The organism is Aeromonas sp. 5HA1 (genome assembly GCF_029237245.1).
Classification (GTDB): Bacteria; Pseudomonadota; Gammaproteobacteria; order Enterobacterales; family Aeromonadaceae; genus Aeromonas; species Aeromonas salmonicida.
This window is the reverse complement of sequence record NZ_JAACFW010000002.1, coordinates 84951-110286: the sequence shown is the minus strand read 5'-3', so window position 1 is coordinate 110286 and position 25336 is coordinate 84951. Positions and strand designations below refer to the sequence as shown.

General features: G+C 59.7%; 19 protein-coding genes and 1 riboswitch. Of the genes, 11 read left to right on the top strand and 8 right to left on the bottom strand.

The features are described 5' to 3' along the window. Window positions 1-87: 87 nt before the first annotated feature. Window positions 88-3207: an efflux RND transporter permease subunit gene (locus tag GWQ27_RS02740; RefSeq protein WP_275906599.1), complete on the bottom strand. Its 3120-nt coding sequence runs from the start codon at window positions 3205-3207 to the stop codon at window positions 88-90. Next, entirely contained in the window at window positions 3207-4256 is a 1050-nt protein-coding gene (locus GWQ27_RS02735) for an efflux RND transporter periplasmic adaptor subunit (protein ID WP_275906598.1), read from the bottom strand. The genes GWQ27_RS02740 and GWQ27_RS02735 overlap by 1 nt, the downstream gene beginning before the upstream one ends. A 208-nt stretch (window positions 4257-4464) precedes the next feature. Between GWQ27_RS02735 and GWQ27_RS02730 the strand changes: the two genes are divergently transcribed. After that, window positions 4465-6018 (top strand): sensor domain-containing diguanylate cyclase, encoded by a 1554-nt coding sequence (locus tag GWQ27_RS02730; RefSeq protein ID WP_275906597.1) that lies wholly within the window; start codon window positions 4465-4467, stop codon window positions 6016-6018. Window positions 6019-6051: 33 nt separating this feature from the next. Further along, entirely contained in the window at window positions 6052-6918 is an 867-nt protein-coding gene (gene rssA / locus GWQ27_RS02725) for a patatin-like phospholipase RssA (protein ID WP_011898481.1), read from the top strand. 77 nt (window positions 6919-6995) lie between these two features. On the opposite strand, the gene GWQ27_RS02720 is transcribed toward rssA, so the two are convergent. Together GWQ27_RS02720 and GWQ27_RS02715 are read right to left on the bottom strand one after the other, a co-directional pair. Then, window positions 6996-8357: a sodium-dependent transporter gene (locus GWQ27_RS02720; RefSeq protein WP_111587445.1), complete on the bottom strand. Its 1362-nt coding sequence runs from the start codon at window positions 8355-8357 to the stop codon at window positions 6996-6998. A gap of 204 nt (window positions 8358-8561) precedes the next feature. Further along, window positions 8562-8828, bottom strand: coding sequence for a helix-turn-helix transcriptional regulator (locus tag GWQ27_RS02715; RefSeq protein ID WP_005298604.1), 267 nt, complete (start codon window positions 8826-8828; stop codon window positions 8562-8564). Between the two features lie 259 nt (window positions 8829-9087). Between GWQ27_RS02715 and GWQ27_RS02710 the strand changes: the two genes are divergently transcribed. The 4 genes from GWQ27_RS02710 (at window position 9088) to GWQ27_RS02695 (ending at window position 13712) form a co-directional block, all read left to right on the top strand. After that, window positions 9088-9684, top strand: coding sequence for a hypothetical protein (locus GWQ27_RS02710; RefSeq protein ID WP_169045653.1), 597 nt, complete (start codon window positions 9088-9090; stop codon window positions 9682-9684). Window positions 9685-9992: 308 nt separating this feature from the next. After that, complete coding sequence (gene ompAI / locus GWQ27_RS02705) at window positions 9993-11012, top strand: porin OmpAI (protein ID WP_059111567.1); 1020 nt, start codon at window positions 9993-9995, stop codon at window positions 11010-11012. Between the two features lie 430 nt (window positions 11013-11442). Further along, window positions 11443-12444 carry a porin OmpAII gene (ompAII, locus tag GWQ27_RS02700; RefSeq protein ID WP_265433855.1) on the top strand — a complete coding sequence of 334 codons (1002 nt, stop codon included), beginning with the start codon at window positions 11443-11445 and terminating at the stop codon, window positions 12442-12444. Between the two features lie 209 nt (window positions 12445-12653). Then, complete coding sequence (locus tag GWQ27_RS02695) at window positions 12654-13712, top strand: OmpA family protein (protein WP_111587441.1); 1059 nt, start codon at window positions 12654-12656, stop codon at window positions 13710-13712. An 84-nt stretch (window positions 13713-13796) separates the two neighbouring features. Here the strand turns inward: GWQ27_RS02695 and GWQ27_RS02690 are convergent, their stop codons facing one another. Together GWQ27_RS02690 and GWQ27_RS02685 are read right to left on the bottom strand one after the other, a co-directional pair. Further along, on the bottom strand, window positions 13797-15491 hold the full coding sequence (locus GWQ27_RS02690; RefSeq protein ID WP_058393415.1) for an NAD-dependent malic enzyme: 1695 nt from the start codon (window positions 15489-15491) through the stop codon (window positions 13797-13799). Window positions 15492-15559: 68 nt separating this feature from the next. Beyond that, window positions 15560-16417: an AraC family transcriptional regulator gene (locus GWQ27_RS02685; RefSeq protein ID WP_275906596.1), complete on the bottom strand. Its 858-nt coding sequence runs from the start codon at window positions 16415-16417 to the stop codon at window positions 15560-15562. A gap of 120 nt (window positions 16418-16537) precedes the next feature. Between GWQ27_RS02685 and GWQ27_RS02680 the strand changes: the two genes are divergently transcribed. Next, window positions 16538-17917 (top strand): MATE family efflux transporter, encoded by a 1380-nt coding sequence (locus GWQ27_RS02680; protein WP_275906595.1) that lies wholly within the window; start codon window positions 16538-16540, stop codon window positions 17915-17917. Window positions 17918-18061: 144 nt separating this feature from the next. After that, on the top strand, window positions 18062-18310 hold the full coding sequence (locus GWQ27_RS02675) for a DUF2498 family protein (protein ID WP_219598608.1): 249 nt from the start codon (window positions 18062-18064) through the stop codon (window positions 18308-18310). A gap of 30 nt (window positions 18311-18340) precedes the next feature. Here GWQ27_RS02675 and GWQ27_RS02670 read toward each other — a convergent pair whose 3' ends face one another. Further along, a complete protein-coding gene (locus tag GWQ27_RS02670; protein ID WP_275906594.1) occupies window positions 18341-19480 on the bottom strand; it encodes a GGDEF domain-containing protein in 1140 nt (379 codons plus the stop codon). A gap of 246 nt (window positions 19481-19726) precedes the next feature. Here GWQ27_RS02670 and GWQ27_RS02665 point away from each other — a divergent pair, with 246 nt between their 5' ends. Then, window positions 19727-21124: a nucleobase:cation symporter-2 family protein gene (locus tag GWQ27_RS02665; protein ID WP_275906593.1), complete on the top strand. Its 1398-nt coding sequence runs from the start codon at window positions 19727-19729 to the stop codon at window positions 21122-21124. 129 nt (window positions 21125-21253) lie between these two features. Then, window positions 21254-21955, top strand: a complete 702-nt coding sequence (locus GWQ27_RS02660) for a protein ligase (protein WP_275906592.1) — start codon at window positions 21254-21256, stop codon at window positions 21953-21955. A gap of 92 nt (window positions 21956-22047) precedes the next feature. On the opposite strand, the gene GWQ27_RS02655 is transcribed toward GWQ27_RS02660, so the two are convergent. Further along, window positions 22048-23424, bottom strand: a complete 1377-nt coding sequence (locus GWQ27_RS02655; protein WP_275906591.1) for a sodium:alanine symporter family protein — start codon at window positions 23422-23424, stop codon at window positions 22048-22050. Between the two features lie 106 nt (window positions 23425-23530). After that, window positions 23531-23646: riboswitch (glycine riboswitch) on the bottom strand. Between the two features lie 507 nt (window positions 23647-24153). On the opposite strand from GWQ27_RS02655, the gene GWQ27_RS02650 reads away from it, so the two are divergent. Further along, the gene (locus tag GWQ27_RS02650) at window positions 24154-25305 is read left to right on the top strand and encodes a type III PLP-dependent enzyme (RefSeq protein ID WP_021138798.1); all 1152 of its coding nucleotides are present in this window, start codon (window positions 24154-24156) and stop codon (window positions 25303-25305) included. Window positions 25306-25336 lie beyond the last annotated feature (31 nt).

Genomic DNA, 25336 nt, shown 5'->3' with positions numbered 1-25336 from the left:
CTCAAGGTTAAAACTGGTTACATATTAACCGCAGACTGCCGTGATACCATCCGCTTTCTGCGGCTTGCACCTATATGGGTGTAGGTATCAGGCCGCCGGTTTATCCTCGGCTTTCACCGCCAACTCGGCTGCCAGCGCCTCGTCCACCAGCAGATCCCGCGCCCCTGTCATGCCCGCCCGTTTGGCCAGCAGATGATAGATGGCAGGCACCATCAGCAGGGTCACCAGGGTCGCGAGAGACAGCCCGAAGAACACCACAGTCCCCACTGCCATCCGGCTCTCGTAACCCGCCCCCATGGAGAGCATCAGCGGCACTGCCCCTATGATGGCGGTCAGCGACGTCATCAGAATGGGCCGCAGGCGGCGCACCGAGCCGGCAATGATGGCCTCATCGAACGCTTCCCCACGCTGGCGAAGCTGGTTGATGAACTCCACGATCAAGATGCCGTTCTTGGTCACCATGCCGATCAGCATGATCATGCCGATCTGGCTGTAGATGCTCAGCTCCTGTCCCGTCAGCCAGAGGCCGAGCAGGCCGCCGAAGATGCCAAGGGGAACCGTCACCATGACCACAGCCGGGGTCAGCATGCTCTCGAACTGGGCCACCAGCACCAGATAGACCACCAGCAGAGCCAGACCGAACACCATTACCATCTCGCCCTGGTTGTCGCGATAATCCTTGGACTCACCGGCATAATCCACCGTCATGCCGCTCGGCAGATTGGCATTGGCCCAGCCATCGAGGAAGTCCAGCGCCTCCCCCAGGGTGCGATCCGGCGCCAGATCGGCGGTGAGGGTCACCGCTTTTTGCCGCTGGTAATGGTTGAGCCGTTGCGGGCTCGCCACCTGTTTGACGGTGGCCAGGGTGGAGAGACTCACCATTTCGCCACTGGCCGCCTTGAGATAGATGCGGCTGAGATCGGACACACCGTTGAAGTCGTTCTGATTGGCGCGCAGATAGACGTCGTACTCCTCGCCCCTGTCCACATAGGTGGTCTGGCTCACGCCGCCGAGCAGTGCCTGCAACGAGCTGGCTACGGTCGACACCGGAATGCCGAGCTGGCTGGCCCTGTCACGCTCTATGGTCACTTGCAGCTCGGGGGTCTTCTCGGCGTAGTCGAGATCCGGCATAGACATCAGGCCGCTCTGGGCCGCCGCCTCTTTCAAAGCCAGCCCCTGCTGATAGAGCTCGGCATAGTCGGAGCCCTGCAGCACGAACTGGACGGCCGCGGTGGAGCCGCCCCGAAAGCCCGGCTGGAAGGTGCGGATCATCACATCAGGGATCCCCGCCAGTCGTCCACTCAGGGACTGGGCAAACTGGGTGGCGGTTTCGTCCCGCTCGGCCCAGTCGGTGAGCTGAATGATCGCCATCCCGGTCTGATCGCCGCCACGACCGAAGGCCGGGGTGCTGAAGCTCATGGCCTGCACCACTCCCTTGCCCAGCAGCGGCATGATGGCGGCCTCCACTTGCTGCATGTTGCGCTTCATCCGCTCTATGCTGGTGCCCTCGGCCCCCTTCACGAACACATAGAGCACCCCCCTGTCTTCGGTGGGGGTCAGACTGGTGGGCAACTGGCCAAACAGGGCGCCGATGCCGCCAAGGCAGAGCAAGAGCACCAGCGGCGTCCAGGCCGAACGACGCAGCACCCAGCCCAGCAGGCGTCGGTAGTGTTTCTCCACCCAGCCGAGGCCGCGATCGAGCGCCGCCGTCAGCACATTGGGTTTGTCTACGGAGCGCATCAGCCAGGAGCCCATGGCCGGCGTCAGGGTCAGTGCCACCAGGGAGGAGAAGAGCACGGCCAGGGAGAGCAGGATGGCGAACTCGGTGAAGAGCCGCCCCACCATGCCATCCATGAAGGCGATGGGCACAAACACCATCACCAGCACGGCCGTGGTCGCCACCACGGCAAAACCCACCTCGCGGGTGCCGTGCCAGGCCGCCATCAGCGGTGGCTCACCCCGTTGCAGGTGGTGGTGAATGTTCTCCACCACCACAATGGCGTCATCCACCACCAGACCGATAGCGAGGATCAGTGCCAGCAGGGTAATGAGGTTGATGGAAAAACCGAGATACCAGGCACCGATAAAGGCGGAGATCAGCGACACAGGGACCGTAATGGCCGGGATCAGTGTGGTACGCCCCTGCCCCAGAAACAGATAGAGCACTGCCACCACCAGCACGGCGCTGATGGCCAGCGTCTCGTACACCTCGTCGATGGCCTGCTTGATGAAGATGGTGGAGTCATAGTCGACCTCGAGCTTGGCCCCTTCCGGCAGGAAGCGCTGCATCTCGGCGACCTTCAGCTCGATGCCCTGCGCCACCGCCAGGGGATTGGCGGTAGACTGGGCGACGATGCCGATCCCCAGACTCTCGCGACCGTTGCGCTGATAGGCGCTGTCTTCATTCTTGGCGCCCACCTCCACATCGGCGATATCCGCCAGATAGATGCTCTGACCGTTGTCGGCACTGCGCACCTGCAAGGCCTGAAAATCGGCGGCTGTGTGGTAGAGGCGGGCAATCTGCACCGCCATCGTCATGCTGTTGTTGCGGATCTCCCCACCGGGCAGCTCGATATTCTCCCGCTTGAGGGCATCCTGCACGTCCGCCACCGTGATGCCACGGGCAGCCATGTCCGCCGGGCGCAGCCGCACGTACATCACCTGGGTCAGATCGCCGGAGAGGGCCACCTCGCTCACCCCGTCCACCAGACTCAAGGGGTCGACCAGCACGCGGTTGGCGTAGTCGGTCATGGCGGTACGGTCCATCTGGGTGCTGCTGAAGTTCAACCAGACAGCAACATCGCCGTTGCCGTTGTCCTTGGTGACCATGGGTTCATCCACGTCGTCCGGCAGCCTGGGCCGGGCACGGGAGAGGGCATCACGCACATCCGAGGTACCCTCCACCATGTTCCAGCCGAGCTTGAACTCCACCGTGATGACGGAACGCCCCTTGCGGGTCACCGAGTTGATGTTCTTGATGCCGCTGATGCCGGAGAGCTGATCCTCGATGGGCTTGGTGACCTGGCTCTCCATAACGGCGGGAGCCGCCCCCTCGTACATGGTGGTGATGGAGACGGATGGCGTCTGCACATCCGGCATCTCGCGCACCGTCAATTTGCTGAAAGCCACCAGACCGAACACGGTCAAGAGGGCACTCAATACCACAGCCACCAAGGGGCGACGAACAGATACATCGGAGAGCCACATCAGCCTTTGACCTCCGCCAGATCGTGCACACTGATGCCGTCACGCAGATTGACCAACCCCTCTACCACTATGCGATCGCCGACCTTCAAGCCCTCGGTGACCCACACCTCTTCACCATGGGTATCCCCCAGCACCACGGCCACCCGCTTGACCCGACCATCGGGCTCGAGGCGATAGACGAAGCGCTGTTCACCGGCGTACTCCACCGACTGGGCGGGGATCAGTGTCATCTTCTGGGGCGGCAGGGAGAGCTCCACATTGAGCAGCATGCCGGGCCGCAACTGACCGTCAGGATTGGGAATGATGACACGGGCCTTGATGTTCTGGGTATCGTTGGACACCCGGCTGTCGAGGGTCTCCAGCACGCCATGAAATGATTGCTCCGGCCAGGCCGAGCTGGTGGCTGTCACCGCCATGCCGGGGCGCAGCAGGGAGAGGTAGCGCTCGGGCACCGCCAGATCGAGCCGCAGCCTGGCAAGCTCATCCAGATGGAGCAGGGTGTCACCACTGTTCACCAGGGCCCCTTCACTCAAGTCGATGAGGCTGACCGAGCCGTCAAATGGCGCTTGCAGGGTGCGCAAGGAGAGCTCGTAACGTGCGGCATCCACCCTTGCCTGAACTTGCGCCACTGTGGCCTCCTGCCCTTCCAGCTCTGACTGGGTCACGGCGCCGCGCGCCACCAGCCGGCGCATGTCCCGCAGCTTGCGAGCCTCATCGCGCGCACTGGCACTCTGCTCGGCGAGCTCCGCCTGCTGCTTGCCCGCATCCAGCGCTATCAGGGTATCGCCCTGCTTGACCTGCTGACCGGAACGCACCGCTATCTTGACGATACGTCCTGTCACCTCGGGGCTTATCACCACGAAGCGATTGGCGGCCAGCTTGCTCACCAGCTTGATGGAGGGTTCAGCCAGACTCTGCTTGACCGTTTGCGCCCTGATATTGACCTGCTTGGGCTGGGGTTTGCTAACGGCTTCACCGCTACGGTAATACCAGACACCCAGCATCAGCAGGGAGAGACAGGCGATCGACAGCCACATACGCATTTTCATCAAGCAATCCATGAAATTAGGGAAAAAGGAGGCACTTCATCAATGGTGGGCATCATGTTACCCCCTGACTATGCCGTGACTATGTATAAATGTGACAAAACGTAACAGAAGCGGTGGAAGATCACCGAAATCGTCGCCACAGGAGACGTTCTTGATGGTTCTGCCCTAAACTGATAAACCGAACCAGTTCAGATCAGGCCGGCCGCCTATGCCAGAAAAGCGCATCCATATCGTCACACGCCGCCTGCAATGGCTGCTGGGCTCCCTCGTCATGCTGCTGCTTGCCCTCACCCTCCATCAGACCCTGAAGCAGGTCACCGAACTCAACGAGCAAGATACTCTCCGTACCGCGGCTCACTTGCAATCCCAGTTCCAGCAGATAGCGACCTTTCTCGAAGCCATTCGAGGCCAGGCCGAGGAGCGGCTGCGCAGCAATCCGCGGTCGGCCCTGACTCGCCAGCTTTATCAAGCCCTGCACACAGATCCCGAGCTGGGGTTCTCGCTGGACAAGGTTCCCGCCAACCTGCCCGCCGGGCTCAGCGGCAATCTGACCGGGCTGGGCAGACTGCCCGCCCCGGGCAGCGAGCGAGAAGCCAGACTGCATCTGGCGCTCAGTCTGTCCCCTTTGCTCTCCACCGCAGCCAAACTGCTGGAGGACAAGGTCGCCTGGGTCTATTTCACCGGGGTAGATGACTTTATCTATGTCTACCCATGGGTCTCCTCAAACCACTTTCACTTTCAACGAAGACTCTATAAGCAATCCTACTGGCTGGATGCTCTGAAACCGCAAAACCCCAGCCAGCGCGTGATCATATCGCGCCCCTATGCCGATACTGCAGGTAAAGGAATGATGGTCACACTGTCAAAACCCATAATTAAGGATCAAACGCTGATGGGGGTCATCAGCATGGATATTTTACTCTCACACATCGAGCACATGCTGAGGGAGCACGCACCACATATTGGTACCCTGTATCTGGTCAATCAAGATCATCAGATCTTGGCCAGCAGCGCACAGGAGGCTAACTTTATCCCACAGCCCCAGGCTGACAAGAATCACTATCATTGGCGACAATGGAGCCTCCAGAGGGCCCATGTCATGCCTAATACGCAACTCACCCTGAACCATCACATTACGCTACGTACCGTCATTCAAACCCTGCTCTCGCAATCGGCTCCGACCCTGATCGCGATGCTATGCATGGTGCTAGCCACCCTATTCAGCCTCAAAGCCCGTCGTCTGAACCGGCAACTCGACTACCTATCCAGTCACGATGCCCTGACTGGCGCCTACAATCGCCACTATTTCGACGAATTCGAGCGTCTTCATCTGCGAGCCAAAGCCCGTGAAGTCGGAGTTGTCATGTTCGATTGCGATCACTTCAAACAGGTCAACGACCGCTTCGGTCACGAGGTTGGCGATCAGGTGCTGATCCGGTTGGTCACACTCTGCCAGCCTCTGCTGAAGAAAGAGGATGCCCTGATCCGCTGGGGTGGCGAGGAATTTCTGCTGCTCGCCAGAGGGAGCGAGCCCCTCGAACAACTGGCCGAGCGGCTGCGCCTGCAGATAGCAGAACATCCATGGGAGGAGATAGCGCCAGATCTTGCGGTCACCATCAGTCTGGGCTATCACCATTGCCGTGCCGGGACTCCACTGAAGGAGGCTATCCACCGGGCGGATCTCGCCCTCTATCAAGCCAAAGCCAATGGACGCAATCGAAGCGAAGGCTGGCAGGATGACGGCGCCAAAAACACGGGGTAAGCTGGGAGCCTCACTCACCTCAGGAGAGACAAAGTGTCACGAAAACCCCGCGTGGGATTGGCTCTGGGCAGTGGTGCTGCCCGAGGATGGGCCCATATCGGCATCATACGGGCGCTGGAGCGCCTGGGCGTCAAGCCGGATCTGGTGGCAGGTTGCTCCATCGGCAGCTTTGTCGGTGCCGCCTATGCTGCTGGCGAGCTGGACAAGCTGGAGTCCTGGGTGCGCGGCTTCAGCCGGTTGCAGGTGGTCAGCCTGCTCGACCCCGCCCTCTCCGGCGGGCTGTTTCGCGGGGAAAAGGTGTTTGGCATCGCCGCCAATCACCTGGGCGACCCCGTCATCGAGAGCCTGCCCCTTCCCTTCGCCTGCGTTGCCACCGAGCTTGATACCGGCCGCGAGATCTGGTTGAAAGAGGGGCCGCTGCGCCAGTGTGTGCGCGCCTCCTGCGGCATGCCTGGCATACTCACCCCCACCCTGGTCGAGGATCGCTGGCTGGTAGATGGCGCCGTGGTCAACCCCGTGCCCATTTCGCTGGCCCGCGCCATGGGTGCCGAGGTGGTGATCGCCGTCAACCTCAACGCCGACATGCACCAGCCCTGGACAGATGAACCGGACGAGCCCGTCACCGGCAACCGCTTCAGTCAGTGGCTGAACCGGGGTGATGGCCCCAATACCCCTGGGATGTGGAGCGTGATGACGGGTTCCATCAACATAATGCAGGAACGCATCACCCGCGCCCGTATGGCGGGGGATCCGCCCGAAATCCAGCTCTGCCCGCGCCTTGGCAGCTTTTCCATCATGGACTTCCACCGGGCCTCCGATGCCATCAACGAAGGGGAAGCCTGTGTCGAACGCAACATGGAGCAGCTCAAGGATGAGCTTTCCCGTCTCGGTTTAATTTGACGCCAGACGCCAACCTGACGAGCCCATAAAAAAGAGCGCCCACGGCGCTCTTTTGCTTTCTTGCGGCGGGCAAGCCATCAGAACAGCCCCAGCCCCTTTAACATCACGATCAGGATCAGCAGCGGTGACACATAACGGATGATGAAAAATAGCGGCTTGAGGATGGCCAGCTCCAGTTCGCCCTCGTTGGTCAATGCTGCCTTCATCCGCTCGAAACCCCATACCCAGCCCACGAACAGGCAGAGGAAGATACCGCCAAGGGGCATCAACACATTGGATGAGACGAAGTCGAACAGATCGAAGAAGGTCTTGCCGGCGATCTGCACCTCTGCCAGCGAACTGTTGGAGAGCGCGCAGGTTGACCCGACGGCCCCCAGCACCAGCAAGTTGAGCAGGGTCGCCTTGGGACGGCTCATGTGAAAACGCTCGGACACCACAGACACAGGGACTTCCAGAATGGAGAGCATGGCGCCCGTGGCCGCAATGGCGGAAAGCACGAAGAACAGCACCATGAACAGGTGACCGAAGGGTATGCTGGCGAACACGGCTGGAATCGTGATGAACAGCAGGGAGGGACCCGCCGTTGGCTCGAAACCGAACGCAAACACAGCCGGGAAGATGGCGATCCCCGCCAGCATGGAGACGAACAGATCGGCGCACATCACCCGGAAAGTAGTCAGCGGTATGTTCTGATCATCCCGAAAATAGCTGCCATAGGTCATCATGCAGCCCATGCCGATGGAAAGCTTGAAAAACGCCAGCCCCATGGCGGTCAGCACCACACCGGCGGTGATCTTGGAAAAGTCCGGCGAGAACAGAAAATGCAGCCCTTGACTCGCCCCTGGCAGGGTCAGACTGCGAATGCCGATCACCAGCAGCAGGATGAAGAGCACGGGCATCAGCTTCTTGGTAACAGCCTCTATCCCTCTGGAGACCCCCATCAGCAGTATGCCCCCCATCAGCACCAGCACCAGCCACTGCCAGAGCAGACTCTGTAGCGGATTGGTGATAAGCGCATTGAAGGCTGCCCCCGTGACCGCAGGATCGGTCGACAGTATCTCGCCGCTGGCCGCCTTGAAGATATAGGCAAACACCCAGGCCGCGACCTCGGAATAGAAAGACATGATGAGGAAGGCCGCAACCACCCCCATCAGGGCAATCAGCCACCAGGGCTGGCCGCTGGGTGCCAGCTTGCTCAAGGTCGTCACCGCATCGGCTTTGCCCTTGCGGCCCAGCATGATCTCGGAAATCATCACCGGCAGACCCACCAGCAGGGTGGCAATGACATACACCAGCAGGAAGCTGGCGCCGCCGTTTTCACCGGTCAGGTAGGGAAATTTCCAGATATTGCCGAGCCCGACGGCAGAGCCCAAAGTAGCGGCAAGGACACCGAATTTGCTGGTAAAGCCATCTCTGGCCTTGGGAAGGATTTGACTCATGCTTGTCTCACTGTGCGCATCATGCAAGGGATACCCCTAATTTCAGGGTCAGAATTTTCTGAGGATTAATCCGGCTTGCCAAGATATTTTCGTTAAAATCCCGGACGAGAGCACAATTAGCCAAATTTAATTAATTGATGTCATTATTTGATGGATAAAAAAATGCCGCCTCAATGGCGGCATTTTTGTCAAAGCCCAATTAAATCAAGCCTTGGCAATATCGTCCGGACCGATCTGGCCGATTTCGGCGACTTTTTTGTCAGCCAGCAGCCAGAGGGTGAACTTGTGCAGTTCCGGGTGATGAGCCAGTGCCACCAGGAAGGCGCCACCTACTTCACGATAACCCAGTTCATAGTTCTTCAGGGTGGTGGGGGGAACGCCCAGCAGATCGGCAAATTTAGGACGGCTCAAACCGACCGCTTCACGGATCTGACGGATCTTCTTACCAACAGTTACGATATTTGAATTCATATTGTTCCATACTCCGTACGGCGGATTGACTCCACCTTTATTTTTCGCGACGACTCGTAGTCAAGTGTATCAGTTTTGAACGGACTCGTTATGGTCGAGCCTCTATCTTTAATCAGCGTCTTTCGACGACAACCCTTGTAAACCTCGGGGATGGTAATCGCTCAACCGCCTCAGGTAAACAGTCTCGAAAAGAAACCTTTATTGTTGCCGCCAGAATAACTCGTATAATCCGCCAGCTATCCCTAAAGAGTAAGAACTCATGGCGCTTCCCGGCATAATCTCCTGTTTACACCCAGTTTCAGATCCCGAAGCTCTCACCCGCCAGCTGATGCAAGGCCAGCAGACACGCGCCGAAGCGTTCTGGTTACCCGCCAGCATGCATGAACAGGCGACAGCGGTTTTGACTGCGCTCGATGACAAATGCAGTCTATTTCTTGAGCAGCCCGTTGCGGACCTCCCCCTGCGCAGTCACGATGGCATGGTGCAAGAAGCGCACACTCTGCTGCTTGGCAACGGCAACCGCATCGCCCTTGCCAAGGTGCCGGGAGATGGAGGCCTGGTGCCCGCCTCCGGGCTCGCCGAAATGGGGCAATGGCTGGAGTCGGGTCACCTGCACTTTCGCTGTTCAGCCGCGGTGCAGCCCGTAGCTCGGGCCATCCTCAATATCTGGCCTCTCGACCCCTATCTGGCTCGTCATTTCCTGCTCAGCTTTACCCCTTTACTGTGCAAAGCAACCGACGCCGACTATCTGGCGGTGTTCCAGGCGCGCGAATGTCCCGCCATGGCGCAATCTGACTGGGTTCAGTCCTATATGAAACTCGAAAAGAAGCTGCACAGAGCCTATTTGGATCACTAATTAATTTGGATAAACAGCCAGTTATCCACACGACACAATTTGCCATATGGGCTATTTGTGAGCTTGATCATGTTTTGAAATCGGCATAGAGTGCGCCTCGTCATCGGAATGACATTGGCTGTTCGTGAAGGGTTGATTGCATCCCATGTGATGCCAACCGCTCGCTTGTGCACCAGGAATGAGTGCCTCTCGGATGGAACCGGGATCCCTGCCCGCTTCAACACTGTTGTTCGGCAGAGCCTGCAGCTTACATAAATTAAAAAGTGCGAAGCACGTAACCAACGTGCCATCTCAACGAGGATTTTTTTATGATGAAAATGGCTCCTTCCCTGATCGCCATCGCCATGGCTGCCATGGGTGCAACTGCAGCTCACGCCGCTGATGATATCTACTTCGGTGCCGGTGCCGGTGCTGCTCACTTCAACGGTCTGAACAAGATCGAAGGCGTGAAAAATGGTGAAGAAAACGCTGCGGCGGCCAACGCCTTCGTAGGTTACAACTTCAACGAGTACTTCGGTTCCGAGCTGGGCTACCAGTACGCCGGCCGTGGTAACACCGATGGCAACCGTTACGAGAACCAGGGCGCTACCTTGTCCGGTATCGCTCGTCTGCCGCTGGGCGGCGACTTCTCTGCCTTCGCTGAAGGCGGCGCCTACTGGGCTCACACCGATGGCATGGGCACCAGCGATACCAAAGTATCCCCGCTGGCCGGCCTGGGCGTGACCTACCAGGTAAACGACGCGCTGGATCTGCAAGCTCGCTACCGCTACATGTGGGACGTGGCTGATCTGCACGCCGACAACGTACGCTACAAGTCCAACCAGAGCGTTGCGACCCTGGAAGCCGTATACCACCCGTTCCGCTCTTCCTACGTAGCCCCGGCTCCGGCCCCGGTTGTTGTTGAAGAAGCGCCGGCTCCGGCTCCGATTGTTGAGAAGAACTTTGCCCTGAACTCCGACGTGCTGTTTGCCTTTGGCAAAGACAGCCTGAAGGCCGAAGGCATCGAAGCACTCAACTCCCTGTACCAGCAGATCGTTGACTTCCAGCCGAAAGACGGCAGCGCCGTTGTTGTTGGTTACACCGACCGCATCGGTTCCGACGCTTACAACCAGAAGCTGTCTGAAGCCCGTGCCCGTACCGTTGCCAACTTCCTGGTCAGCAAGGGTATGGCTGCCAGCAAAGTTGCTGTTGAAGGTCGTGGCGAAGCCAACCCGGTCACCGGCAACAAGTGTGATGGCGTGAAAGCCAAAGCTCAGCTGATCTCCTGCCTGGCCCCGGACCGTCGCGTTGAAATCCGCGTATCCGGTGTACAAGTAGTTCAGCAATAATCTGACACCGTTCAGATAATGCGAAAAGGGGATGCCACGGCATCCCCTTTGTCTATCCACTTTCCGCAGCCTGACTAAGAACGCAGCAATTCGCGTCACTTTCTGTCAAACCGTTTCCCCCATCACATTGCCCGCCTGTTCGTGCAAGCCCGCACCAGCGCTGGATATCTGTACAGAAACTTGATCAACCCGAGTCAAAGGAATACAGTAACCCCGCTTGTAAGGCATTGGATGAACTATTAAAAGTGCTTCTTGCCCGGTTAGTTGTCCATGAAGCAAAGGCTTCATGAGTATCCAGGAACCATCCATTTTTTACTTCGTACCACCCGTGGTCAGCCACGGAGGTCGCCGCAAAAATGTCACTTGCGACCGGTATAACTGAAGAGTGCGCAGTACGCCCTAGCACGGCAAACTCAACGAGGATAAAACGATGAAAATGAAAATGGCACCCGCCCTGATTGCTCTGGCCATCGCGGCCATGGGAACTTCTACCGCTCAGGCAGCCGACGATTGGTACACAGGTATCGGTGCAGGTTGGGCTTATGGCCACGACCTGAACGACTTTGGCAAAGACGCCGACAAGGATGCTACAGCGCTCTCCCTGTTTGGTGGTTACAACTTCAATGATTACTACGCTGCTGAGCTGGGTTATCTCTATGCCGGTAAAGCGGGCGTCGACGGTGTCGACTTCAAGACCCAGGGTGCCACCCTGTCCGGCCTTGCCCGTCTGCCCCTCAGCGACATCTTCTCCGTGTTTGCAGAAGGCGGTGCCTACTTCAACCACGTCAACGGCAACGGCAACAGCGACAACGGCACAGCGCCGCTGGCGGGTGTTGGCCTGACCGCCAAGCTCTCCGACCTCATCGACGTACAAGCCCGCTACCGCTACATGTGGAACCTGGGTGATGAGCAGAAGACCTGGGAAACCAACATGAGTGTGGCCACTCTGGAACTGGTGATGCACCCGAATCGCACTTCCTATGTGGCCCCTGTCGCTGCGCCAGCGCCCGAGCCGGTACCTGAGCCTGTCGTGGTCGACAAGAGCTTCTCCCTGAGCTCCGACGTGCTGTTTGCCTTTGGCAAATCCACTCTGAAGCCGGAAGGGGTTGCATCGCTGAACACCCTGTATCAGCAAATCGTCGACGTGCAGCCCAAAGATGGCAGCGCCGTGGTCGTCGGTTACACCGACCGCATCGGTTCTGATGGCTACAACCTGAAGCTGTCAGAAGCGCGTGCCCGCACTGTGGCGGACTTCCTGGTCGGCAAGGGTCTGCCAGCTGGCAAGGTATCCATCGATGGTCGTGGCAAGGCCGAGCCCGTCACCGGCACCCAGTGTGACGGCATCAAGGCCAAGGCTCAGCTGATCGCCTGCCTGGCCCCGGATCGTCGTGTTGAAGTGCGCGTCACCGGCATTCAGGAAGTGACTCAGTAACAAGCCCTCAAGGCATATGAAGGAGGCCGGACGGCCTCCTTTTTTATTGTGTTTTTACTGCATTCAGCCCCATCCCGGCGCCATTTCGTGATCCTCTCCCCATCCTTGTCGCCCAACATGGTCAAACACCCTTTATCGCCTATAAATAGTGGTGGTTGTACATAACAGGGAAGGATCCCTACGACACCATGCATCGACGAGGATACGCGATGAACATAAAACTGAAACCTGTTTGGATTGCTTTGGCACTGGCGAGCACGGGGGCGCTGGCGGCACCGGTCAACGACTGGTATGTCGGGGCTGGTGGAGGCTGGGCCATCGCCCACGATCTGGGTGATTTTGGCAAGGATGCGAGCAAGGACGCCACAGCGCTCACCTTGTTTGGCGGCTACAACTTCACCGAAAATCTGGGGGCAGAGCTCGGCTATCTGTCGACCGGTGACTGGGATGTGCAAGGCACCGACTTCAGCAGCCAGGGGGCCACCCTGTCTGTGATAGGCAGGCTGCCACTGGGTGACGTCTTCTCGGTGTTTGCCGAGGGTGGCGGTTACCTTTACCACGTCAAATCCATCAACGGTGGTGATGACAACCTGGCTCCGCTGGCGGGCCTTGGGCTGACGGCCAAACTGCACGACTGGGTCGATATCCAGGCGCGCTACCGCTATCTGGTGCGAGTCGGTGATGACTCGGACAACGACAAGGTAGGCAGCGGCACCCAGCGCTGGGTGAGCAACATCAGTACCGCCACACTGGAGCTGGTGATCCATCCCAATCGCAGCAAGACGGTCGCACCAGCTCCCGCCCCCGTCCTGGTTCCACCACCACCTCCCCCCGCCCCGGAACCTGTGGATCAGACCTTCAACCTGAGCTCGGATGTACTGTTCGCGTTCGGCAAGGCAGAGTTGAAACCGGAAGGGATGCAGGCACTGGATGCACTCTACCAGCAGATAGTGGATGTTCAGCCCAAGGATGGCAGTGCCCTTGTGATGGGTTACACGGATCGCATCGGCTCGGATATCAACAATCTGGCGCTGTCGGAAGCCCGAGCAAGCACTGTGGCCAACTTCCTGATCGGCAAAGGTTTGCCCGCCGACAAGGTGAGCATCCAGGGCAATGGCGAGAGCAATCCGGTCACCGGCAGCCAGTGTGATGCCATCAAGGCCAGAGCAGCCCTCATCGATTGCCTTGGGCCGGATCGCCGGGTCGAAGTCAGGGTGACAGGGGTGCAAGGTACTCCCGAAGCACCGGTGGCAGAAGCTGAGATGTAACAGGCCAGACTCGTCAGCCGTGCACAAAAAAGGGATGCCGAGGCATCCCTTTTGCATTGTCGCTTGTTGCACGCAGCGAGAGGATCAGAAGGAGGTACGACGATAGCGCCGGTACTCGGGCCGCCAGAAGTTGGCTTCGATGGCCTGATCGATCACCTCGTCCGGGGTCTGTACCGCCTTGCCCTGCAGCATGGCGGTCTTGGCTACCATCTTGGCGATGTAGCGGGAGACCTGATGGATGTCTGCCAGATCCGGCAGCAGGGAACCTTCAGCCCCCTTCACCAGCGGCGAGCACTCCGCCAGGGCGCGGCTGGCCGACATCAACATGGCATCTGTCACGCGGGTGGCACCGGAGGCGATGACGCCAAGGCCTATCCCCGGGAAGATGAAGGAGTTGTTGCACTGGGCGATGACGTAACGCTTGCCCTTGTACTCCACGGGGGCAAACGGGCTGCCGGTGGCGACCAGCGCCTGACCGTCGGTCCAGCGAATGAGATCCGCCGGCGTCGCTTCCACCCGTGAGGTGGGGTTGGAGAGCGGGAATATAATGGGACGGGTGCAGTGCTTGTGCATCGTCTTGACCACCTCTTCGGTGAACAAACCCGGCTGACCGGAAACCCCGATCAGGATATCCGGACGACCATGCTCCATCACCTCCAGCAGGGAGATGTTGTCCCCCACCGGCCAGTCAGCGATGCGATCCACCGGCTGGGAGAGGCGGCGTTGGAAATCGAGCTGGTTGGGGATCTTGTCGGTAATGAGACCAAAACGATCCACCATGAAGACCCGGCCACGGGCCTGGGCGTCAGTCAGCCCTTCGGCCTTCATCTGCGCCACTATCTGCTCGGCGATGCCGCAACCTGCACTGCCCGCACCGAGGAAGGCGACCCGCTTCTCGGAGAGCTTGGCACCGGAGGCCTTGCAGGCGGCGATCAGGCTGCCGAGCGTCACGGCGGCCGTGCCCTGAATATCGTCGTTGAAGCAGCAGAGCTCGTTCTTGTAGCGGTTGAGCAGCGGCATGGCGTTGTTCTGGGCGAAATCTTCGAACTGCAGCAGGATATCGGGCCAGCGACGCTTGACCGCCTGGATGAAGGCATCGACGAACTCGGCATACTCTTCCCCCGAGATGCGCGGATTGCGCCAGCCCATGTAGAAGGGGTCGCTGAGCAGCTGCTGGTTGTTGGTACCCACGTCCAGCACCACAGGCAGGCAGTAAGCAGGCGAAATGCCGCCACAGGCGGTGTAGAGCGACAGCTTGCCGATGGGAATGCCCATGCCGCCGATCCCCTGATCCCCCAGACCCAGGATCCGCTCGCCGTCGGTGACCACTATCACCTTGACGTTCTGCTTGGTGGCGTTTTGCAGCATGTCATCGATCCTGTCCTTGTCCGGATAGGAGATGAAGAGACCGCGGGCGCGGCGATAGATGTTGGAGAACTCCTCGCACGCCTTGCCCACGGTCGGGGTGTAGATGACGGGCAGCATCTCGGTCAGGTGGTTGTGCAACAGACGGTAAAAGAGCGTCTCGTTGGTGTCCTGGATATTGCGCAGATAGATGTGCTTGTCCAGATCGTTGCCAAACGCCATGAACTGGCGGTAGGCACGCTCGGCCTGCTCTTCGATGGTCTCTATATTCTGGGGCAGCAGCCCTTCCAGATTGAAGCTGCTGCGCTCCTCGCTGGTGAAGGCGCTGCCCTTGTTGAGCAGCGGTGTCTCCAGCAGGGCGGGACCGGCATAAGGGATGTAGAGGGGACGTTTCTGATTATTATCTTCAAACATGTTTCTGGTACCTAAACGATGGCCTGGACGAAGGAACCTGCCGATCCTATGAGCTTGCGCCACGAATTTCAAAGAGTTTGCACATTCGTTGCAAAAGGTTTGCGACCCAGGCGGCGAAAGGCACCAGGGGTCTGACCAGTCAGCTGGCGAAAGCGGTTCGCAAAGTTGGCACCATCGCTGTAACCAACCCGACTGGCCAGCTCGGCAAGGGGCCAGTTGGTGTAGAGCAGCAACTGGCGCGCCTTGTTCATTCGCAGTCGGGTAAGCCAGGCCATGGGCCCCATGTCGAACACCTGCTGGCAGAGGCGATGTAGATGAGGAACAGAGCAGGCCATCTGGCCAGCGAGCAAGGCCACGCTCCAGGGCTCGTCAAGGCGCGCCTCCACCCGGCGAAACAGCGCCTGCAACCTCAGCTCGGGGGTGCCGCGTACCTCCCCTTGCAGAGTGCGTTCCAGCAGCGCCAACAACAGGCTAAGCAACTGGGGTTGCAGGGGTGAACGGACTCCCTCCCCCTGCATCAGACTGAGCAGATGGTAGAGCTGCTCCCCCTCATCCCCTTGCCAGATACGGTGACCAAGCCGATGCAGGTGCTGCCAGCGCGGCACGTCATCGAGCAAAATCCAGCTGATCTGCCAGCACTCCCCAATCAGCTTGAGGCCACCGGGCACGGCGGCGGGCAGGAAAATCAGCGACCCGGCCGGAATGGCTTGCTCCCCCGCGTCGGTGAGCAGGGCGCCTCCCTCGTCGTGGCTCACCATCAGGATGTGGAACTCGGGCCGATTGCGGCGAATGAGGTAGTGATCCCTGAGCCGGGAGAGACCGCTGAGGAAGATCCCCGCCTCACCGAGCAGGGGCAGCCCTTCGCGCCCCAGCATCCGCTCCTCGCAACCGGGGGCAATTTCCAGACACTCGCTGACAAATGCCATAACGCCTCAACAAGATAGTTTTGCACAAGAAAGCCGAGAGATGCTCACAGTGAACCCTCTCTCACCAGCCCCTATCATACCCATGACAAACCTTGCTTTTCACATACCCGGTTAACATAAATGAATTATTGGCAAGCGATTTTAAAACAAACCACCGATCGCGACTTCATGGGCCGACTGTGGCGACTGGCCCTGCCAGTGTCACTGCAGTCCATGATGTTCTCCCTGCTGGGTCTCATCGACATCATGATGGTGAGCCAGCTTGGCACCACGGCAGTGGCGGCGGTCGGCTTGGGTAACCGGGTCTTCTTCTTCAATCTGCTGGTGATAGCGGGGCTCTCGGGGGGAGTCTCTGTATTGGCAGCCCAATATTACGGTCGCGGCGAGCTGGCCGGGGTGCGCCGCTCCCTGGCGCTGGCGCTGGTCGGTGCCCTGCTGGTGAGCCTGCCGTTTGCGCTCATCTATGTACTCGCGCCGGGCTGCGTACTGGGCTTTGCCAGCCAGGACCCCGAGCTGCGCCTGCTGGCCGATGAGTTCCTGATGATCACAGGCGCCACCATACTCTGCACCGCCATCGTAGTGCCGCTGGAGGCGGCCCTGCGATCCGTGGGCAACGCGGCAGCGCCGACCCGGATCGGCATCATTGCCATCATCGCCAACGTCATCCTCAACTATGCCCTCATCTTCGGCCATTTTGGCTTCGAGGCCATGGGCGTGGCAGGCTCTGCCTGGGGCACCACGATTTCCCGCCTGCTGCAGACAGCACTGCTGCTCTTCTATCTGGTGCGTCAGGAGCCCCGCCTGATCCCGCGTAAAACCGACTGGCGGGCCGCCTTTCGGCGCAAGGAGGTGGTGCGTTTCACCCTGATCGCCCTGCCACTGCTGTTCCACGATGGGCTCTGGGCCTTCGGCATGCTGATCTACGGCTTTCTCTATGCTCATCTTGGCACGGATTCGCTCGCCATCATGACCACGCTGGGGACGCTGGAGAGCATCCTCATCTCCCTCTTCTTCGGGCTGGCGGTGGCCTGCTCCACCCTGCTCGGCCACCGGCTCGGGGCGGAAGAGTACGAAGCCGCCTGGCAGCACTCCCAGCTGTTCCTGCTGCTGGCTCCCATAGGCGCTCTGTTGGTGGGGATAGCTGTCTGGCTGCTGCAAACCAATCTGCTGCAGTGGGTCGGCAACCTGCCGGGCGCCCTGATGGGAGAAGCGAGTCAGGTGCTCGCAGTCATGTGTCTGGGCATGCTGCTCAAAGTGTTCAACATGGTGGGCATCATAGGCGTGCTGCGCTCAGGCGGCGATGTGAACTACAGCATCTTCATCGACATCATCGCCATGTGGTGCATCGGCCTGCCGCTGGCCTGGGTGGCTGTCAGCCTGCTCGGCTGGCCCCTCTCCTGGGTGGTGGCCGTGGTGCTGCTGGAGGAGCTGTGCAAGGTGTTGCTGGTACTGCGCAGGATCCGCCAGCGTCACTGGCTCAGAAATCTGGTGCTGGGGTAAAGCGGGAAGGGGCAAAACACGGGGTCATATCAATGACAGAAAAACCCTGTTTGCAGTATGCTTTCCACCTCTTCAATCAGAGACAGGGCACCACTGTGTGAAGTGGTGCAATGCCCTGTCCAGTAGTCGTTTAAGGAGACGAGCATGCAACCACAAAAAGAGCTGATCACCGAGACTGCCCTGCTGGAGATGGCCAACGGCATCATCAAGAGCCACGAAGACTTCATCCACGGCATGCACGCCGATTCGGTGGAACAGAAAGGGGATATTCTGGTGTTCAAGGGGGAATTCTTCCTGGCCGAAGATGGCACTCCAACCGGCAAGACAATGGCGGTGTTCAACATGTTCAAGCTGCTTGCCCAGCAGCTCTCTGGCAAATATCAGCTGAGCTGAGATAACCAGGCTGCCAGCAAGATGCCGCCCTCAGGCGGCATCTGTCTTTGCAGGCGGGTGCAGACCATGCTCACCCGCCAGCTCCCCGACCACGCAGTTGCGCCCCGCCATCTTGGCCATGTAGAGGCATTCGTCAGCCCGATTGAGCAGATCTTCGACGCTCTCGCCGCGCTGGGCCAGGGTCAGACCGATACTGACCGTTACCTCCAGCAGCTCATCCGAGGTGGGGCTCTTCACCAGTCGCGCCTCTACTGCCACCCGCAGCCGCTCCGCCACCCGCTTCGCCTGGGTCAGCTCGCCGCAACGGGGCAACAGGATGGCAAACTCCTCGCCACCATAGCGGCCCAGCACCATGCCGGGCTCCAGCTGTTCTGCCAGGGTCGCCGCCACCTCTTTCAGTACCGCATCCCCCGCCAGATGGCCGAAGGTGTCATTGATGCGCTTGAACCTGTCCAGATCCAGCAGCATGACGGCAAAGGGGGAGTGCTTGAGATCCATGGTCACCCTGGCTTTGTCGAGCTGCTTCATCAGCAGGCGGCGGTTCATCATGCCGGTCAGTTCGTCCGTGGTGGACTCCCGGTAGAGTTGCAGCAACATATTGAGCTGGCCACACTGCACCCAGGCGCTGGCCAGGGCAAACAACCCCAGCAACCAGATCTGATTGAGGGTCTGCATGCTCCACAGCGGCTGCCCCACCAGCAACCAGTTACCCACCAGCGTGGTCACCATAATGCCCCCTGTCAGCTGCAAACTGAGGGAGAGCGGAATGGGGAAGATGGCAAACAGGCTGATGAGCAGATAGGGAAAGGCCATGTAGCCCGCTTGCAGCTCCTGATCCGCGCCAAAGCTGTGCAGGCAGATGAGGGCAAACAGCAGCATCACCGTCATCAGATAGCCCAGCGCCCACTTCATGCGCTCACGCTGGAAATGGATGAGATAGGAGAAGGGAATGAGCGGAGAGAGGGCCAGCAGGCAGAAAATCCGGGCCTGAAGCAGCGCATCAAACTGGGCGGCTGGCAGGGTCAGCCAGTCCACCAATGCCCAGGCGGGCAGCCCCACCATCAGTAAACAAGTGAGCAGACGCAGACGCACCGTCATAAAGCCCATGCGGGTCAGGGTAAAATCTTCGGAGTGGGCACGGGCACTCCAGAACTCCGACAGCTTCAGCATCCAGAGCCTCCAAATCACGAGAGAGGGCTCATTCTACGCCGTGAAAGTACAAAATCCTATGTAACAGACGCCATTTCAGGGCGAGCACCGTCACACAAACCGGCGGATCATAAACGCCATGCGCAAACGTTTCAACCCATGGAAAAATAAACCGGTTTCAGCCCGAATTAGCGCTGGTCAGTCTGATTTCAATCACTAAAATAGCGCCCAATTTTCTCCCCCCTCACCCACACATTCGAGGTATTTATGGAACAGGCTGCCGCCGCGCGCGCAACCCGAGAGGCACATCCCCCCAGACGTGCCCATAGCGAACTGGTCTATGGCATAGACGATGTCCCCCCCCTGCCCCAGACCCTGTTCGCCGCCCTGCAGCATATGCTCGCCATGTTTGTCGCCATCATTACCCCGCCCCTCATCATCGCCAATGCCCTCGGCCTCCCTGCCGCCGACACCCGTTATATCGTCTCCATGTCGCTGGTCATGTCCGGCATCGCCTCCTTCATCCAGACCCGCCGCTTCGGCCCCATCGGTTCCGGCCTGCTCTCGGTACAGGGCACCAGCTTCAACTTCCTCGGCCCCATCATCGCCAGTGGCCTCGCCCTCAAACAGGCAGCCATGCCCACCGAGGATCTGCTGGGTACCCTGTTTGGCACCATGCTGGTGGCCGCCCTCACCATGGTGGTGATGAGCCGCTTCCTCCATCTGGTCAAGCGGGTGATCACCCCGCTGGTGACCGGCATAGTAGTGCTGCTGATCGGTCTGACCCTGATCAAGGTGGGGCTCATCAGCATGGGTGGCGGTTACGCCGCCCTCTCTGACGGCAGCTTCGCCAGCCACAGCAACCTCTTCCTCTCCCTGCTGGTGCTGGGTCTTATCGTGCTGCTGCAGCGCAGCCGCAACCCCTGGCTGCGCCTCTCAGCCATCATGATCGCCATGCTGGTGGGTTATGCGGCAGCCCTGCTGCTGGGCAAGGTCACGGCACCCACCTTCGACGGTCCTCTGGTGATGGTGCCCATTCCCCTGCACTACGGTCTTGGCTTTGACTGGCAGCTGTTCGTACCGCTGGCAATCATCTTCGTGGTGACGGCGCTGGAGGCCATCGGCGACATGACGGCCACCTCGGACATTTCGGGTGAGCCTGTCAGTGGCCCTGTCTATCTGGAACGTATCAAGGGCGGGGTACTGGCCGATGGCTGCAACTCAATGCTGGCTGCCCTGTTTGCTACCTTTCCCATGTCTACCTTCAGCCAGAACAACGGCGTCATCCAGCTGACCGGGGTGGCCAGTCGCCATGTCGGCCTCTTCATCGCCGCCATGCTTGCCTTGCTCGGCCTGTTCCCGGCGGTCGCCAGCCTGGTGCAGCAAATCCCGGAACCCGTGTTGGGCGGCGCCACCATCGTCATGTTCGGCACCATAGCCGCAGCCGGGGTGCGTATCATCTCCCGTGAGGAGCTCGACCGCCGCGCCCTCATGATACTGGCGGTGTCGCTGGCCATGGGACTGGGTGTGGCTCAGGTGCCTGAAGTGCTGCAACATCTGCCTGAGCTGGCCAAAAGCGTGCTCTCCTATGGCGTCGCCACCGGTGGCCTCACTGCCATCATAATGAACCTGCTGCTGCCCAAACGCGGCATGGCTCACCCATGAGTGACCTCTCGCTGATAACGCTGCACATTGCCTGACCCAGGTAGATGATCCAGGCCCCGCACTGCGGGGCTTTACCTTGCCGGTTCCCGCAGGTAGTGTGCTGGGCAGCCTTTTTCCAAGGATGCCGTCATGCCCTATGCCCTGCTCCCTCCTCAAGCTGATGCCCACACTCCCGACCTGATTTTGGCGCAAGAGCAACGCTGGCTGCGCGACTGTGCCCGTGACGGCCAAGTCCGAGCCCACCTCTGGCAGGCCCCCCAATGCCTGATTGTCACCCGCAAGGACACGCGACTCCCCCGCTATCAGGCCGCCTGCGAACAGCTCGCCCGCGAAGGCTGGCCCGTCCATGTGCGCGACAGCGGTGGCACCGCCGTGCCCCACGGCGCAGGCATTCTCAACCTGTCACTGCTGCTGCCCCGCACCACCACGGATCTTGGCCACTACTACCTGCTGCTGGGCGCCCCCCTGCTGACCCTGCTGGCCGACCATGGCCTGAGTGGCGGCTACGACTTCGTGCCCGGTTCCTTTTGCGATGGCCAGTACAATCTGGTGATCGGGGGTCGCAAGATAACCGGCACAGCCCAGCGCTGGCTGGCACCGGGTCAGGATCACGGCGGCGCCGTGTTGGCGCAAGCCATGCTGCTGGTGGCAGGAGATGTGGATGAGGGCACCCGGATGGCGAGCCGTTTCTATGAGCTGGCGGGCGGGGAGCTGCGTTTTATGGCCGGCACTTCGACGACCCTGGCTCACTGCATTGCATGGCAGGGGAGCGATGAGGCGTTGGTGGAGAAGGTGCGAGGACGGCTGGAGACCCTGCTGACCGAGCAATAGGCATCTCACTCACCAAGGCTGAGAACGACTAGGGCACCAAAAACAAAGCCACGACCCGGGTCGTGGCTTTGGCTTTTTCGGTACAGATGAAATCAGGCCGTCTGCGGCTCTGGCTCAGACTCCGTATCGCGGTCACGGCCAAAGTAGGCACGGGTCTCGGCAATCACCACGTGGCGCAGACCGATGAGGCCGATGAGGTTGGGTACCGCCATCAAGCCGTTGACGATGTCGGCCAGCAGCCAAATCATGTCCAGATGGAGGAAGGCGCCGCTCGCCACCAGCACCAGATAGATGAGGCGATAGGGCTTGATCGCCTTGACCCCGAACAGATACTCGGTGCAGCGCTCGCCGTAGTAATTCCAGCCAAGGATGGTGGTAAAGGCGAAGAACAGCAGGCCAATGCTCACCAGATACTGGCCGATATGGGCATCCAAGCCTTGCGCAAAGGCGGCACTGGTCATGGCGGCGCCGCTCAAGTCTCCCCCCCACACACCCGTCACCACCAGGGTCAGACCTGTCATGGTGCAGATGATGATGGTGTCGATGAAAGTCCCCGTCATGGAGACTAGCCCCTGCTCTACGCAGGAGTTGGTCTTGGCCGCCGCCGCCGCTATGGGGGCCGAGCCCAGGCCTGACTCATTGGAGAAGACTCCCCGCGCCACACCGGACTGGATCGCCAGCATGATGCTGGCGCCGACGAAGCCGCCGGTGGCCGCATGGCCGGTAAAGGCGCTGCTTATCACCAGACCAATCGCCTCGGGCAAGGCCCCGGCGTTGTTCACCAGCACACCGAGGCAGGCGGCGATGTAAAAGATCGCCATGAAGGGTACCACCTTGCTCGACACGCTGGAGATGGACTTGATCCCTCCCAGGGTCACCAACGCCACTGTCAGGGTCAGCACAACGGCGGTCGCTTCACGGGGCACCGAGAAGGAGAGGCTCATGGCGTCAGAGATGGCGTTGACCTGGGGGAAAGTACCGATGCCGAAGAAGGCAACGCCAATGCCGAACAGGGCAAACAGCTTGGCGAGGAGTTTGGAGCCGAGCCCCATTTCCAGGTAGTACATGGGGCCGCCCGCCATCTGGCCGTTGGCATCCTGCTGGCGATATTTCACTGCCAGCAGACACTCGGCGTACTTGGTCGCCATGCCGAACAGGGCCGCCATCCACATCCAGAACAGGGCCCCCGGGCCGCCGAGCTTGATGGCGGTAGCGACGCCGACTATGTTGCCTGTGCCAATGGTGGCGGAGAGTGCGGTACAGAGAGCGCCGAAGCTGGAGACGTCCCCCTGCTTGCCCTGGCCCTGATCGCGACCAAACACCAGCCGCAAGGCGAGCGGCAAACGCACCACCTGAAGCAGACCCAGACGCAGGGTGAGATAGACACCGGTCCCGACCAGCAGGATCAGCAGAGGCGGACCCCAGATAAAACTATCGATGGCGGTTAACGCCGATTGAATTGATGACATGCATCCTCCTTAAAAAACAAAAATTAAGGAGGAGAAGGATGATCTTCCCAAATAGTCGCGATCACCAGAGGGTAATCGGATGCGGGCCAAGCCCAGGTACAACCATCCCATCCCCTCTGTCCTTTTGCCTGAGAGTTTCCGGCGCCAGCCTGCGCTTTCGTGCAGTCATGGTGCCTTGCTCCTTCGGCGCCCGATTCAACGGGTCTCTCCAGAGTATCGTCCAGTAGCAGTCCACACCGGTTGCCCGGTACCTGAAAGATTCACTTCTTCGGTGGATGGTCCCCCATCGCTCTCCTGCTACCTTCATCCGAACTAGTTTGGATTAGGAAGCGGGCATGTTAATCCAAAAAATGTGAGCTGTCTCGCACCCGGCCATCCTGGCCCCGGCTTTTTTTCCGTTCAGTCCATCTCCGGGATAAATGTTACTTGTTCGTTAACTATCAATAACTTAACGCGCACTATGCTGGATCAATCTGATCAACATCATTGACCGGCTCGCGTATCAAGATGATCTTTCGTCTCGACCAGAAAAACTTGCCGACATATCCAATCAAAATGCTTGCACAGAAACGCAATAAGCCGATAATCCCGCGCATAACTAAGCACTTTGCGATGGAGTTATGCACAGTGTTTGGTTGGTCCCTCCGGACCACTCGCCTGAGCCGGCCGCTGCCGTCTCAACAAACCAAGGCTAGGGCAAATCTGCCCCCTAAGGACTTTCAAAAGAGAATGAACGAGACCCTGATCGCACAAGATTACCGTCAACTGGTTGAACAATTCGGCTCTCCCCTGCTGCTGCTCGACAAGGAAGCCGTTCGCAAACAGTATCGGGCCCTGGTTGCCGCCCTGCCCGATGTGCGATTGCACTATGCACTCAAGCCACTGCCCCATGAGGCTGTGGTCTCTGTCTTGAAGGAAGAGGGGGCCTGTTTCGATCTCGCCACCAATGGCGAAGTGGATCTGGTGCGCAGCCAGGGGGTTCGCCCGGGACGCTGTATTCATACCCACCCCATCAAGCGCGACAGCGATATCCGCTATGCGCTGGAGTACGGCTGCACAGTGTTTGTCTATGACAACCCGCTGGAGCTGGAGAAGTTCATTCCCTACAAGGACGAAGTGAAGCTGCTGCTGCGGGTCAGCTTCCCGAACCCCGAGACCAAGGTCGACCTTTCCAAAAAGTTCGGCTGCACCCCGGAGCAGGCGCTGCCGCTGCTGCAACTGGCCCACGCCAAGGGGATCAAGGTGATGGGACTGTCGTTCCACGTCGGCTCCCAGGTGCCCCACGCCCGTCGCCACGTACAGGCCATCGACGCCTGTCGCGAGATCATGGAGCAGGCCTGGGATCTGGGGCTCAAACCCTGGGTGCTGGATATCGGTGGCGGTTTCCCGGTGGATTATGATGGCGGCGAGTTCGACATCGACGGCTTCTGCGCCCCGATCCGCGAGGCGCTTGCCAAGCTCCCTGCCACAGTGCAGAAGATTGCCGAGCCGGGCCGCTTCATCAGTGCGCCAGCCATGACTTCAATCTCCAGCGTGATGGGCAAGGCCCACCGCGGCGACAAGATCTGGTACTACCTGGATGACGGCCTGTATGGCAGCTACAACGGTCAGCTCTATGATCACGTCACCTATCCGGTCTCGACCCCCTATGCCCGTGGCGAGCAGCACAACTCAGTGCTCTCCGGCCCGACTTGTGACAGCGTGGACGTGATCCGCGAGGGGATCATGCTGCCGGATCTGGCGATCGGCGAACTGGTGGTAGGACGGGTCATGGGTGCCTACACCTGGGCATCGGCCTCGACCTTCAACTTCTTCCCCAAGGCGAGCATCCTGATCCTGGACAGCGCCCTGCAAGGTCAGAAGCTGGTGGCAGCTGCCTGAGCCTGCACCAGAGGAAAACAACGGAAGCGGG